General features: G+C 57.9%; 11 protein-coding genes. 9 read left to right on the forward strand and 2 right to left on the reverse strand.

The features are described 5' to 3' along the window. The first annotated feature begins 161 nt into the window (after positions 1-161). The 3 genes from cysD to K6118_RS06455 all read left to right on the forward strand — a co-directional run bounded on the left by cysD (position 162) and on the right by K6118_RS06455 (position 3,536). Positions 162-1,067: a sulfate adenylyltransferase subunit CysD gene (cysD, locus tag K6118_RS06445; protein WP_247119409.1), complete on the forward strand. Its 906-nt coding sequence runs from the start codon at positions 162-164 to the stop codon at positions 1,065-1,067. Beyond that, complete coding sequence (cysN, locus tag K6118_RS06450; RefSeq protein WP_247119410.1) at positions 1,067-2,989, forward strand: sulfate adenylyltransferase subunit CysN; 1,923 nt, start codon at positions 1,067-1,069, stop codon at positions 2,987-2,989. The genes cysD and cysN overlap by 1 nt, the downstream gene beginning before the upstream one ends. Positions 2,990-3,206: 217 nt before the next feature. Then, on the forward strand, positions 3,207-3,536 hold the full coding sequence (locus K6118_RS06455) for a DUF7684 family protein (RefSeq protein WP_247119411.1): 330 nt from the start codon (positions 3,207-3,209) through the stop codon (positions 3,534-3,536). A gap of 120 nt (positions 3,537-3,656) precedes the next feature. Here K6118_RS06455 and K6118_RS06460 read toward each other — a convergent pair whose 3' ends face one another. Further along, a complete protein-coding gene (locus tag K6118_RS06460; RefSeq protein ID WP_247119412.1) occupies positions 3,657-5,201 on the reverse strand; it encodes an LTA synthase family protein in 1,545 nt (514 codons plus the stop codon). Beyond that, positions 5,198-6,652, reverse strand: coding sequence for a capsule biosynthesis protein (locus K6118_RS06465; RefSeq protein WP_247119413.1), 1,455 nt, complete (start codon positions 6,650-6,652; stop codon positions 5,198-5,200). The genes K6118_RS06460 and K6118_RS06465 overlap by 4 nt, the downstream gene beginning before the upstream one ends. A gap of 233 nt (positions 6,653-6,885) precedes the next feature. Between K6118_RS06465 and K6118_RS06470 the strand changes: the two genes are divergently transcribed. The 6 genes from K6118_RS06470 (at position 6,886) to K6118_RS06495 (ending at position 13,671) form a co-directional block, all read left to right on the forward strand. Further along, positions 6,886-7,932, forward strand: a complete 1,047-nt coding sequence (locus K6118_RS06470) for a M23 family metallopeptidase (RefSeq protein ID WP_247119414.1) — start codon at positions 6,886-6,888, stop codon at positions 7,930-7,932. Between the two features lie 405 nt (positions 7,933-8,337). Beyond that, entirely contained in the window at positions 8,338-9,354 is a 1,017-nt protein-coding gene (locus K6118_RS06475) for a KpsF/GutQ family sugar-phosphate isomerase (protein ID WP_247119415.1), read from the forward strand. A gap of 69 nt (positions 9,355-9,423) precedes the next feature. Then, positions 9,424-10,170, forward strand: coding sequence for an ABC transporter permease (locus K6118_RS06480; RefSeq protein WP_247119416.1), 747 nt, complete (start codon positions 9,424-9,426; stop codon positions 10,168-10,170). Beyond that, the gene (locus K6118_RS06485; RefSeq protein WP_247119417.1) at positions 10,167-10,829 is read left to right on the forward strand and encodes an ATP-binding cassette domain-containing protein; all 663 of its coding nucleotides are present in this window, start codon (positions 10,167-10,169) and stop codon (positions 10,827-10,829) included. Before K6118_RS06480 ends, K6118_RS06485 begins: the two co-directional genes overlap by 4 nt. A 42-nt stretch (positions 10,830-10,871) precedes the next feature. Further along, positions 10,872-12,002 carry a KpsE/RkpR family capsule polysaccharide export protein gene (locus K6118_RS06490; protein WP_247119418.1) on the forward strand — a complete coding sequence of 377 codons (1,131 nt, stop codon included), beginning with the start codon at positions 10,872-10,874 and terminating at the stop codon, positions 12,000-12,002. Continuing rightward, positions 11,995-13,671: a polysaccharide biosynthesis/export family protein gene (locus tag K6118_RS06495; protein WP_247119419.1), complete on the forward strand. Its 1,677-nt coding sequence runs from the start codon at positions 11,995-11,997 to the stop codon at positions 13,669-13,671. The genes K6118_RS06490 and K6118_RS06495 overlap by 8 nt, the downstream gene beginning before the upstream one ends. Positions 13,672-14,026: the final 355 nt, after the last annotated feature.

Raw genomic sequence — 14,026 nt, forward strand, 5'->3', positions numbered from 1 at the left:
TATTTTAACAATTTATAATCATTAGATTATTTTTCTTATAAATATTCATTTTCCCCTTAAAAAAGAAAAAATATCTTTTCTGGCCGGTTCCCCTTGCGCTAAAGCCTGCCCATCTTTAAAGCCTATGCTTGAATAGAAATGTAAGGGTACCGGTACTTTTCATGACCAAAACACTGACCCACTTGAAACGGCTTGAGGCCGAAAGCATCCAGATCATGCGTGAGGTTGCGGCCGAGGCCGAAAACCCCGTCATGCTCTATTCCATCGGCAAGGACAGCGGCGTCATGCTGCACCTGGCGATGAAGGCTTTCTATCCGTCCAAGCCGCCGTTCCCGATCATGCATGTGGACACCACCTGGAAGTTCCGCGAGATGGTCGAATTCCGTGACAAGATGGCGAAGGACCTGGGGCTCGACCTCATCGTTCACATCAACGAGGAAGGTGTGAAGGCGGGCGTTGGCCCCTTCACCCACGGGTCGGCCTATCATACCGATGTCATGAAAACCGCGTCGCTCAAGCAGGCGCTGGACAAGTACGGCTTCGATGCGGCCTTCGGCGGCGCGCGCCGGGATGAGGAAAAATCCCGCGCGAAGGAGCGTATCTTCTCCTTCCGTTCGGCCCAGCACCGCTGGGACCCGAAGAACCAACGCCCCGAGCTGTGGGACCTTTATAACACCCGCAAGAACAAGGGCGAGAGCATCCGCGTCTTCCCGCTTTCCAACTGGACCGAGCTGGATATCTGGCAATATATCCACCTTGAAAATATCCCGATGGTGCCGCTTTACCTCGCGAAAAAGCGCCCGGTGGTGGAACGTGACGGCCAGCTGATCATGGTCGATGACGACCGTATGCCGCTGAAAGATGGCGAAGTGCCGGAGATGAAGATGGTTCGTTTCCGCACGCTCGGCTGCTACCCGCTTACCGGGGCGGTCGAAAGTGAGGCTGAAACGCTCACCGACGTCATTCAGGAAATGCTGCTCACCCGCACGTCCGAACGTCAGGGCCGTGTGATCGACCATGACGCCACCGCCTCAATGGAAAAGAAAAAACAAGAGGGGTATTTCTGATGTCGCACCAGTCGGACCTCATCGCCGAAGATATCGGCGCATACCTCAAGGCCCAGGAAGACAAATCCATGCTGCGCTTCATCACGTGCGGCAGCGTGGATGACGGCAAGTCCACCCTCATCGGTCGCCTGCTGTATGACAGCAAGCTGATCTTCGAGGACCAGCTGAGCGCGCTCGAAGCCGACAGCAAGAAGGTGGGCACCCAAGGGCAGGATATCGATTTCGCGCTTCTGGTGGACGGCCTCGCGGCTGAACGGGAGCAGGGCATCACCATCGATGTCGCTTACCGCTTCTTCTCGACCGACAAGCGCAAGTTCATCGTCGCCGACACGCCGGGGCATGAACAGTATACCCGCAACATGGCGACCGGTGCCTCGACCGCCGACCTCGCCATCCTGCTGATCGACGCGCGCAAGGGCGTGCTGACGCAGACCCGCCGCCACAGCTTCATCGTGTCGCTCCTCGGCATCAAGCATGTGGTGCTGGCGGTCAACAAGATGGACCTGGTGGATTATAGCCAGGCGGTGCTCGCGGATATCGAGATTGAGTATCGCGCCTTCGCCAAAAACCTGGGCATCGAGAACATCATGTCGATCCCGATCTCGGCGCTCAAGGGCGACAATATCCTTACCCCCAGTGAGAATACGTCCTGGTATGAGGGTCCGACCCTGATGCACTATCTGGAAACCGTTCAGGTGGATGACGACCGCGCCGCCGGCCCGTTCCGCATGCCGGTGCAGTGGGTCAACCGCCCGAACCTGGATTTCCGGGGCTTTTCCGGGACCGTTTCTTCCGGCACCGTGCGTGTGGGTGACCCGGTCAAGGCGCTGCCGAACGCGCAGGAAAGCACGGTCAAAAGCATCGTCACCTATGACGGTGAGCTGGATGAGGCCGTCGCCGGTGAGGCCGTGACCATCACGCTCGAGGATGAGATCGATATCTCCCGCGGGGATGTGATCGCGGGCAAGATCAACCCGCCTGAGGTGGCCGACCAATTCGAAGCCAAGATCATCTGGATGTCGGATGAGGCCATGCTGCCAGGGCGCCCGTATCTCATCAAGACCGCGGCCAAAACCGTGCCGGGCGTAGTGACGGACCTTAAATACAAGGTCAATGTCAATACGCTGGAACATACGGCGGCCAAGACGCTGGACCTCAATGAGATCGGCATCTGCAACATCAGCCTCGACAGCCGTATCGCGTTCGACCCCTATAAGGAAAGCCGCGAAACCGGCGCCTTCATCGTCATCGACCGGCTGACCAACAACACGGTCGGTGCCGGGATGATCGATTTCGCGCTCCGCCGTTCGTCGAACATTCACTGGCAGGCCTTGGACGTGAACAAGGACGCCCGCGCCGAGATGAAGCACCAGCGCCCGGCGATCCTGTGGTTCACCGGCTTCTCGGGCTCGGGCAAATCGACCATCGCCAACATCATCGAAAAACGCCTGTTCGCGCGCGGCCGCCACACCTATGTGCTGGACGGGGACAACGTGCGCCACGGCCTCAACCGCGACCTGGGCTTCACCGACCAGGACCGGGTGGAAAACATCCGCCGCGTGGGCGAAGTGTCCAAGCTGATGGTCGATGCCGGCCTCGTGGTCATGACCAGCTTCATCAGCCCGTTCCGGTCCGAGCGCGAAATGGTGCGGCGCCTGGTTGAGACTGGCGAATTTATCGAGGTCTTCGTCGATACGCCGATTGAGGTGTGCGCGACCCGTGACCCGAAAGGCCTTTATAAGAAGGCCAAAGCGGGCGAGATCAAGAATTTTACCGGCTATGACAGCCCCTATGAGGCGCCGGTCAATCCGGAAATTCACGTCGAAACCGCCAAGTTCAGCGCCGAGGAATGCGCCGACCAGATCGTTTCCTACCTTGAGGAAAACGGCTATCTGAACGCAAACGGCAACGGGAAGAAGTAAGCCCACTCCAGGGTGTCACCCTGAACTTGTTTCAGGGTCCATCTTTCCACTAGCTGGGCGTTGCCAAAATGGAATGGATGCTGAACCAAGTTCAGCATGACAACCAAAGCTTGAAATCATTCATGAAAAAGGCTGGGATACACCCGGCCTTTTTGTTTGGGGAAGAATCATTCTTAAGCGTGTCAACATAAGTCAGCACGACGTCGGGGGCCTGCCCATGCCGGAATGTCCCTTCTTCGCGGTTGTGGCAGCCGACTTCGAGGATATGTCGGACTCTGCCCAGATTGAGCTTGCGAAAAGGCTAGTGAATGGCGGTGCGATGTGGGTGGCGGCAACAGGCAAGAGCTGTTCTGATTTTGACGATCTTGTCGACCACGTCTGTGTGGAGAAGGATCTCGACAGTCGTTCTGAAGGGCCGTTGGTTATGACTACTTGGCACGAAGATGAAAGCTTGGATGATATTCTGGAGTTTTTAGAGGTTGTGACGCCATCGGACGACTGGGGCGTTGAGGTTTGGGATACGCTGGTCATAGAAGTTTCTTGCTAAGGACTTGTTCAGGGCGAAGTTATTTCTGACAAGTATAGCCAGCTATGCGTGGGTTGCGTTGTTCCGACTTTTGAGGCTGCAGAAGGGGCTCTCAAGCGCCAAGGCGTTGAATGCCCGCACTTATTGAATATCAGCGGCCTTGAGGAGCGCGTCGGCGAGGGTTTCCACCTTCAGCGCGCCGTGCGGGGCGATGCGGGTTTCGCTCGACCACAGGATATAGTTCACATCGCGCTCCTCAAGGCCGTGGGCCGAGAACAGCTCATAAAGCGCGGGCTGGTGGTCGCCGTATAGCGCCATGGCGCGCGGGCGGGCGGGCGCGGCGTCCGGCCCGAGGCGGGAAAAGAGCGCAAGCGCATTCTCCATATGGTGGCGGTAAAGCGCGAAGGCATGGTCGCCTGACGGTTCCTCGGCCTTGAGCGCATCCTCATCCAGCCAGCCTGCCAGCCGCCCGGCCTGCCAGGGGCCGTGGCTTTCAATGGTGATGACGAAGACGAACAGCGGCACGTCCGAGGCTTTATGATGCTCGGCGATGATCTCCTCAATCTTGGTGCCGAGCGCCGCATCGGAGATATAGGGGCCGAGCCGGTCGCGCTCATCGAAGGCTTCCAGCCCGACGAATTCATCGAAGCCCATCATCGGCACCACCTTGTGGCGGCGGAAGAATTCCTTCTTGGCCGGATGGACGCAGATGGTGCGGTAGCCAAGCGCCTTCAACTGGCTCGCCAGCGTCGGCAGTGGCGTGTTCGCCATGCGCAGATAGGGGTTGATGCGGTCGATACCTAAATGCTCGTTCGGGATGCCGGACAGGAAAGCAAACTCGCTCTGCATCGTGCAGGCGCCCCAGGCGGGCACGGTGAGCGGGCCGTGGGCAATGCCTTTGCCTTCAAGCGCCTTCAGGGTGGGCCAGTCATCCGCGGCGCCTTCCACCAGGCGGTCGAGACGGCCAAGGTCGAAATAGCTTTCTGCCTGAAGCGCGATGATATCGGGCAGGCGGTCCGCTCCAGCCTTCAGCTTCCTGTCCTTATGGAGGTGGCTTTTGTTCGCGTTCGAAAGCAGGAGCACGCCGTAGATCAGCATCAACGGGAACAGGCCGAAACGGGCGACATCGGTGTTCACATCGAAGGTGACGCCGAGCTTGCGCGCGCGGTCTTCGCTCAGGTAAGCGGCGGCCAGTTTGGCGATGATGAAAAGGAATGCGGCCCAATCCAGCAGCATGAAGGCCCAGGCCTGGGCGCCGGGCAGGGTGGGCAACAGCAGGCTCGCGAACGAGGGTTCGAGGAAATAGCTGGCGACGATCGCGGCGGCGAAGGCCATCATTGTGCCGTAAAAGCGCCAGCGGCCGACGTAGTCCACATAAAATTCAGGATAGATGAACAGGTGGCGTGTCGTGTCCAGGTCGGGGGCCGTCAACGGTTCCCCCAGGATGGCGTTCTTGACGTTGGAGATGAAGGCGAAGCCGGGGATGATCAGCATCCAGCCGAAGAAGGCGATATAGGGGTGCCCCAGAAGGGCGGCGAAGCTCACATAAGTGAGGACGGAGGCCAGCGGCGTCAGGACATAAAACAGCGGCGAGCGCACGCGTGGCCGCTTGGTGAAGCCGATCTTGACCATCGCCTCCAGCGCGTAGGGCAGCAGTAGAATGACGGCGGCAAGAAGGGTGATCATACGTCCTGTGCGGGGCTTTCGTGCTGAGGGCTGGTGCTTTTCTCTTCAGGCTCAGGCAAACGCGGCCGGATGCCCTCAATGACATCCATGGCACCGTTTGCCGCGATATCCGCGCCCTCGAGCGAGAAAAAGTCACCTCGAATTTGCGTATATGTCTGTATAACGCCCAGGAAAGCCTGCGCAAGCGAATGTTCGGGCGGTTCCGGCGCGGCCCAAAAGGCATCGAGCGGTTTTTGGTCCGTCAGGCCCTTCATGTCATAAAGCGCGCGGCCGAGCACTTTCATCGGCTTCCCTGCCTTTAAGGCGGCATAGCCGACCGTGCTGTTGATCAGCACCACACCCCGGCAGTCTTTCAGGAAACGGTTCAGGTCTCCGCCTCGGGCGAAATCGACCCGGTCCCCAATGCCAAGCCGGGTGGCTTCTTCCGTGATGATCTGGCGGTAGGGAATGGTGCCGTTGTCGAGCGGATGGTTCTTGATGAACAGCCGCACGCCCTTGTCCGCGTGCGCTGCAAACGAGGCCAGCACCTGCTTCAGGAAGCTGGGGACATCCGGGAAGTCCGAATGTACGCGGATCTGATAGTCGGTATTCAGCTGCAGGGGCACGAGGAAATAGTCCTGCACCCCGGCTTCATACCGGCGGAGGGTGGCTGTGTTTTCGGCTTTGTCGCCCTTCAGGAACAGCCGCCGGGCCCAGCCTTTGGCCTCCGTGCTCAATGGTACCGAGCGGTGGCCGCGATAATGCGGGAAAAACAGCCTGCCGAAGAAGATATTCACCGCATGGTTCGCCACATCCATCCAGGCGCGGCGGAACATGTCCGTCTTGATGGTGACATCGCCCGCGGGCCCGGTGATGCCCTTGGCTTGCGCAAGCACGCGGATGGCACCAGCCTTATGGGGCAGGCGGGAGAAGCTGTTGGTGCCGTCTTCTTCCATCGTTACCCAGCCGGGACGGGTGTAACCTTCCTCGAACACCAGCACGCGCACGCCCATGTCCTTCGCGACCTTGATCGCCTCGGTATGGATGGGCCTGCAATCCCCGAACAGGAGAAGGGTATCGACCTTCCTGTCCGTAAAAATTCTGCGGTAGAAGGCCGGCAGGTCTTCCATTGTGCCGCGGTAGTTGGTGGATTGATCGCGGAAGCCGCCGGGCAGGGGCCCGAAGATCCAGTCCCCCGGGCAGAAATTGACCCGGTGGACACTGTGGCCATGGCCTTTCAGCCGTTTCGCGAGATTGCGGAAAAACGGTGTCGCCAGCCCTTGCAGGAACAGGATGCTGTGCAGGCGTCCGCCGCCTATCTCCGGCAGGAAATCCGGGAAGGCAGGCCGGGCAGAGGGCTTTGGGGGCATGGATGCCGTGGCGGCGTCATGACCCTGAAGGCCTGGCGCGCCTGTGCCCGCTGGGGTGCTTGTGGCACCTGCCGGTCCGGCATCGGATTTATGCGGTGTCATTCCCTCTCCTGACATGCGGCCTGACATGCGGCCTGTCATGACGGCCTGGTTCGGCGATAGGGCTGCGCACGGCCAGTGTCTGACAGGGGTCTGAAGTAGCAAATGTGGGGGGCGCGTTCAATTTATTTGTCCGCGCCGGCGGGGTGGAAAGCTCCCCCTAAGCAGGTTGGAAAATGGTTTACCTACCCTGGTGGGCGTTGCAGCCATGCCCATTTGGCAATAGCGTGAGTGATATGACAAAGACACGATTGACCCTTTCCCTGTCTCGGGCCCTGATCCCGTTCCTGTCCGCCCTGGCCTTTTCAGGCCCGGTGGCACCTGCCCATGCGGCGGCGCCTGCTGACGCGCCCCCGGTTGCGCCAAAGCTCGGTTTTCCGGTCGCCTGCACGCTTGGGAAAGACTGCTGGATCGCCCGCTATGTCGACCGGACCAAGGGGCCGGAGATCAGCGACTATACCTGCGGCAAACGCACGCAGGATGGCCATGCCGGAACCGACATTGCCGTTGCCGATATGGGCCGGATGAGAAAAGGCGTTGCCGTGCTGGCGACAGCGCCCGGCACCGTGCTCAGGCTCAGGGACGGCGTCAAGGATGAGTCAGTCAAGGAGCGCGGTCAGGCGGCGATCAAGGGCCGGGAATGCGGCAACGGGCTGGTGATCTCGCACGGGGACGGTTATGTCAGCCAATATTGCCACCTCAAGGCTGGCAGCATCAAAGTCAAGGTGGGCGACAAGGTCACGAAGGGGGAGCCGGTGGCGGAGATCGGTCTGTCCGGCGAAACCGAATATCCCCACGTCCATTATATGGTGCGCCTGAATGGTCAGGTGATCGACCCGTTCGATGGCGGCCTCTATAATGGCGGCTGTAAAAGCGGCCATGGTGCCCTGTGGGCGAAGCCGATCACCTACGAGCCCGGCGTGTTGCTGCCGCTCCAGTTCTCGACCAAGGTGCGCCCGCGCGACAGTGTGTGGGATGCGCCGGTTAAGGAGATTTCCGCCAACAGCCCCGCGCTTGTGTTGATGGCCCGCGGTTTCCATGTCCGCAAAGGCGACCGCTGGCATCTGGCGATCTTCGATCCGCTTGGCCATCTCTATACGGAACGGGAGCTGGTCATGCGCGCGGACAAGCAGTTCTATTATCAATATATTGGCCGCAAAGTGCGCGGCGGCGGCCTTATCCCGGGGCTTTGGACCGGGGTGTTGATGCTGACCGGCCCATCGGCCAGGGCGGGACTGGCGCCCACCAAGATCAAGACACATATTCTTGTGCGCAAGCGTTGAGGGTTCGTGTGGAGGTTGTCTTGCATCGTCTTGAGAGGATGCAAATAAGACTGGAGCGCTAGTTGACGACCCCAATTGAATCCAGTAGGAATAAGAAGTTAGGGCCAAAACAGCCCTGGTTTTCCGTGTGGTCGAGCAGGCGCGGTGCGTTTGGCGATTCCGGGTATTAGATAAAAATCGGCAGAAAGCTGCGGGTTGTAGGTTCGGGGCACCATGTCAGGCATACACGCAAAACAAAATTGCCTTAAAATTGACAGGTTTGTTGAGAAAACCGGGGTGGGGTGCTAGCGTGCCGCTGCAATGCCGGGGCCTCCGGTATGCGCCGTCCTACGTTTGTAGATATAAGAAGCGCGATTTCAATCGCTCCATATGATTATGGTTGTGGCGAGATAATTGGGGGATTTTATGAGAAACTCCGCGCCTGAAGATAATTCTTTAGAAAATATTCTTGAGCTTCCGAGCAGCCTGAAGGCCGATTTTACCGAAACGCTCGACCTGATAGGCGGAAGCTTCTTGAAGCAGGGCCAGGCGCTGGAGCGACTTTCCCAGACGTATGACGAGGAATCCTACCGCGAAGCCATCATGATGGCGATGAAGACGCGGGGACACCTGATTGTAATCGGCATGGGCAAATCAGGCCATGTGGCGCGCAAGATTTCCGCGACGCTGGCCTCGACCGGCACACCGTCCTTCTTCCTGCATCCGGCAGAAGCCTCCCACGGCGACCTCGGTATGGTCACCCCGGACGACACGCTTCTCCTGATTTCCTACTCCGGCGAAACGCAGGAGATCGTTCAGCTCCTGCCGTCGCTCAAGTCTTTCCGCAACAAGATTATCGCCATCACCGGGGCGAAGACCTCCACCGTCGGCCGCGCGGCCGATGTCGTGCTGGAAATCCCGGTTTCCGAGGAAGTCTGCCCCAATAACCTGGTGCCGACGACGTCGATCGTGGTGACGGTTGCGATCGGCGATGCCCTCGCGATCGCGTTGATGCAGCTTCGCGGCTTCCATGCCAAGGATTTCGCCCGCTACCATCCGGGTGGGTCACTTGGCCGCAGGCTTTTGATGAAAGTCAGGGATGTTATGGTGACCACGGCTGTGCCGGTGGTTCAGCCTGGCATGGTGCTTCTGGAACTGGCGGCGGAAATGGCGGGCGGACCTGCCGGTATCGCTGTCGTTGTCGATGATGAAAACCGCCCTCTCGGTGTCGTAACCAAGGGGCAGCTTGGCGTTGCCCTCCGGGTGACCCGCCGCGTACGCGAGGTAACGGCCTACCAGTGTATGAGTAAAGAGTTCGTGACGATTGATAAAACCGCAATCGTCGATGAGGCCGAAAACGAAATGCGGGCGAAAGAAGTGAAGTTCCTGGTCGCCGTCGATAGCGACGGCAAATACGCCGGTATTTATATGCACGGAGACTAAGCGTTGGCCCACCGCCTGACGGCTGGCCGCTCTTCAAGGGTACGTACTGCCCTATCGGTCCAGAAAAGCGTGATTTTCGCGATTGCTACGCGCGAAATGTTCCGTAAATTTTCAGACTATAAATTCGGCTCTATGTGGGTTCTGTTCGAGCCCCTCATGATGATGCTGTTCTTTATGGTCATGTTCGGCGCCCGCGGGCGCGGCGAGTTCGGTTTTATCGAGCCGCCGCTTTTCGTGCTGGCTGCCTTTCTGCCTTTCCGCGGTTTGTTTCAGGGCATGGTGAGGGAAACCAAATCCGCCCCGAACGTCATCAACGGCCTTTCCCACCTCAGGCAGATCAGCCTTCTCGATGTGATGATCGCCCGCGCCTGTATGAATTTTGTGGTTGAGATGCTGGTACTGATCATCATCAGCATCGGCCTTATCTGGTTGGGTTATGACCCGGTGCCGGACCATATCCTGGAGACGCTGTTCGGCTTCCTCCTGATCGCGCTGTTCGGGTTCGGGTTCGGCATGGTGCTGCTGTTCCTGTCGACCTTCGCCAAGGAGATCGACAAATTCACGGCCTTCATCAATATGCCGCTTCTTTTTACCTCGGCGGTGTTTCTGCCGATGTCGGCTATTCCGGAGCCCTACCGGACATACCTGGCCTACAATCCGCTCGTCCATGTCATGGAATATATCCGGGAAATGTGGTTCGCCCACTATACCAGCCCGGTGGTGGACATGGAGTATTTTACCACCTGGCTCGTATGCATGTTGGGGCTTGCGCTTGCGCTGTACCGGCTTCGGTGGCGGAAGGCCGTTAACAAATGATGATTACGGCGACCGACGTCAGCAAAAGATTCCTGGGGCCGCATGGGGCCAAGCAGGTCCTGACCAATGTGTCGTTTGAAATGCCGGAAGGCGGCCATCTGGGGATTGTCGGCCCGGCGGGGTCGGGCAAGTCGACCGTCTTGAATATGATCGGCGGACTTGTCTATCCGGATGCGGGCAAGATCAAGCGGAATGGCACGGTTTCCTGGATTACCGGCAGGATGCGGTTCGAGCGCACGATGACCGTCACCCAGAACCTGCGTTTTCTTGGCCGTATCCTCGGCTACAAGGATTTTGACGATATGTATGCCCGTGTCCAGGACGTCACGGGCTTTACCACGCAGATGAAGGCAACTTTCGAGCAATTGGACGAGCCTGAAAAGAAATTGCTCAATTTCGCCACATCTCTGGTGTTTGACTTTGACATCATGCTGTTTGATGGTGCGCCCTATGGTGGGCCTGAGGTGAAAGACAGAATTGAGCCGCTGATCAATAAGAAGCTGGAACATTCGATGGCTGTGATGACAGCTGCGACCGTAAAAGATCTCAGCGACATTTATACACATATTCTGGTCCTTGCCGATCAGGGCGCTGAGTTGTATGACGACCGGAAAGAAGCCTCCAAAGCCATGAAAAAGGCGCTCGCTAAGGTAAAGTAAGCCGGCAAAACCCGGTATAAACAGGAAGTGGTGAATTCATCGGTGGAACAAGCAGTCTCCTTTGTCCGTATCGTGCTGGATTTCGTGAAGCGCCAGAAACCCTTTTTCTGGGTGATCGCGATCTGGCTGCTGTGTTTCGTCTATTTCACCGTTATCGCGTCGAACCGGTATGCGCCTGAAGCGCAGGTCTATGTCAAATCCATCGGCGGTGAAATCGATGTGTCGCTGCCTTCCCTGAGCGCGCTTGGCCTTGGCGGTGGCGGCGGCAGCCATGACGTGCTGCTCCTTCGGGACTATCTGCTCTCGCGCGACATTCTGATGAGTCTCGACAAGAAGCTGGGCCTGAAGAAACACTATATGGATCACCGCTGGGACCCGCTGTCCAGGTTGTGGCTGTTTACCAAGGATGAGGATTTCCTCGACTATTACCGCAACCATGTGCACCTGGATATCGACCCGTCCTCCGGCATCCTCCGCGTGCGTGCGGAAGGTTTCACGCCTGAGTTTTCGCTGAAACTGACACAGGAAATGCTGAAAGAGGGCGAGGACTTCATCAACAAGGTCGGCCACGATGTAGCCAAGCAGCAGGTCAAATTCGTCGAAGGCGAGCTGAAGCGGGCGCGGACCGAGCTGGAAACGGCCTCCAAGAACCTGCTGGAATTCCAGATGAAGCACCGGACGCTGAGCCCGGAAGCCGAAAGCCAGTCCCTGCAATCCATTATCCTGAGCCTCAAGACCGAGCTGGTCCGCCTGCGCTCGGAGGAAAAGGTGCAGTCAGGGTACCTGAACAAGGATGCCCCCGAACTGGTGGCAACGCGGTCGCACATCCAGGCGATCGAGGACCAACTCGCCAGTGAGCGGGCCAAGGTTTCAGGGGGCGGCAACGGCAAGGAGCCGATTGGCGAATTGCAGATTGAATATCGCCGCCTTGATCTGAGGCGCCAGTTTGCTTACGACCTTTACCGGGCGACATTTACCACCTTGGAAAAGACCCGGGTTGATGCATACCGCAAGCTCAAGCAGCTGATCGTGGTTCAGGCGCCCAGCCTGCCTGAAAAGGAAATGTATCCCCGGCGGACGTACAATCTGGTTACCATTTTTGTCTTGTTAACGTTAGGCTACGGCATTCTGGTGCTGATTGTAGCGACAGTGAAGGAGCACCGCGATGTATAACCGGCGCAAACGTCCCGTTTTGCAGCTGATGAAAAAGGCGACTGCTTATTGCGTCTTTGCCCTGCTGGCGCTGGCGTCCGTGGCGATGCCTGCAGCCGCGCAGGTCGGCACCATCGGTCAGGAGGCCCAGCCGGCTACCACGGCCGATGTGGCCAAGCCGGAAGGGCACAAGGTTTTCGGCTCCTGGATCTTCGACGGTCAGTTCGCCCGCCAGCAGTTCACCGGCTTCAACCCCGATTATCACTTGGCTGTGGGCGACAATGTCACCATCCAGCTTTGGGGTGGGTTCGAGTATCGTGAAAGCATGGTGGTGGATAACCAGGGTAACATCTTCCTGCCCAAGGTTGGTCCGGTCCACCTTCTGGGGGTCCGGAACGGCGACCTGAACGAGGAGGTGACCAAGGCTGTTCAGCGGGTCTTTAAAACCAACGTCGGCGTCTATGCCTCGCTTGATGGCGCGGAGCCGGTCAAGGTATTCGTCACCGGGTTTGTCAAGCGCCCCGGGCTTTATGCCGGGCACTCTTCGGACAGCATCGTCCGTTTCCTCGATATGGCCGGTGGGATCGATTCCTTGCGGGGCAGCTATATCTCCGTTGAGGTGCTGCGCCAGGGCAAACTGCTGAAAACGGTCAACCTGTATGACTTCCTGCTCTATGGTAAACTGCCCGCGATCCAACTTTATGATGGTGATACCGTCCTGGTGAAGGGCGTGCGCTCACAGATCGGTGTGCGCGGGCTGGTGCAGAATGCCTTCACCTTTGAATTCGACAAGCAGAGTGTGACGGTGAAGGATGTGCTGGGACTTGCGCGGCCTGAATCGCGGGCGACCCATGTGCGCATCCACCGCAACAATCTGGCCAAGGAAGAAGTCGAATATTATCCGCTCTCCGAAGCAGGCAATGTGAAGGTTTCGGCGGGGGATGTTCTGGAAGTCACCTCCGACAAAATCCCGGGAACCATCTCTGTCCGGGTTGAAGGCGAACATCTGGGGCGTCAGGAATATGTCCTGCCCTATGGCGCGCGGCTTTCTGATGTGCTCAAGAAGATCAAATTCACCAAGGATGCTCTGCCTGGGGCGATCCAGCTGTTCCGGGCCAGTGTCCAGAAGCGCCAGAAGGAAATGCTGATGGCGCAGCTGACGGCGCTTGAAAGCAGTGTGCTGACCGCGCGCTCCAACACCACGGACGAAGCTGTGCTGCGGGAACATGAGGCGGGTCTTGTCCTTAAGTGGGTCGAGCGTGCCAAGAATATCGAGCCCAAGGGCCAGGTCACGCTGGCGGGCTCGCCCGAGGTCGCGAAGAACCTGCTTCTGGAATCGGGCGACATCATCCGCATTCCGCGCAAGAGCAACCTGATCATGGTGCATGGTGACGTTCTGTTCCCAAGCGCGATGACCTTTGAAGCTAACCGTACGCCGGAAGATTATATCAACCTGGCGGGTGGTTTCGTGCAGCAAAGCAGCAGTTCGAACGTTCTCGTGCTGCACCGCGATGGCACATTTGACAAGCTGAGCCAGTACCGGTTGGATAGCCACAAGACGCGTATCCTGCCGGGTGATGAAATCTTCGTGCTGCCGCGCGTGCAGACGAAATATTTCCAATTGGCGAAAGATATAACCCAAGTCCTATACCAAATTGCCGTGTCGGCCGGGGTTATTTTGCGCTTGTAAGTTGAGAAAGAGGCGGGTAGGTCTTTATTTCAAAGGCTTCCCGCCATGAGGGGGTTGTTAATTTAGATGCGCTTTGTAATGTGTCTGTAAGAATTGGGTGGTGGAAGAAGGTGAATTGGCTGAGTATCTGATGATGACAAAATGATACATCGCTTACGGAATGAGTGGATGTATCAGTGGCGAGATGACTTGTATCCAGTTGACAAACTGGAGCTAATTTAGTTAACGAGTGACTTGGGGGCGTATTGCCGACCTGAGTAATCTCTAGGAGCTTTTAGGAGGAGCACTATGGCTACCATGTATGGTACGACCGGTAATGACAGCATGTTCGGCACTGCGGACGACGATATTATTT

The organism is Kordiimonas marina, assembly GCF_023006325.1.
Lineage (GTDB): Bacteria > Pseudomonadota > Alphaproteobacteria > Sphingomonadales > Kordiimonadaceae > Kordiimonas > Kordiimonas marina.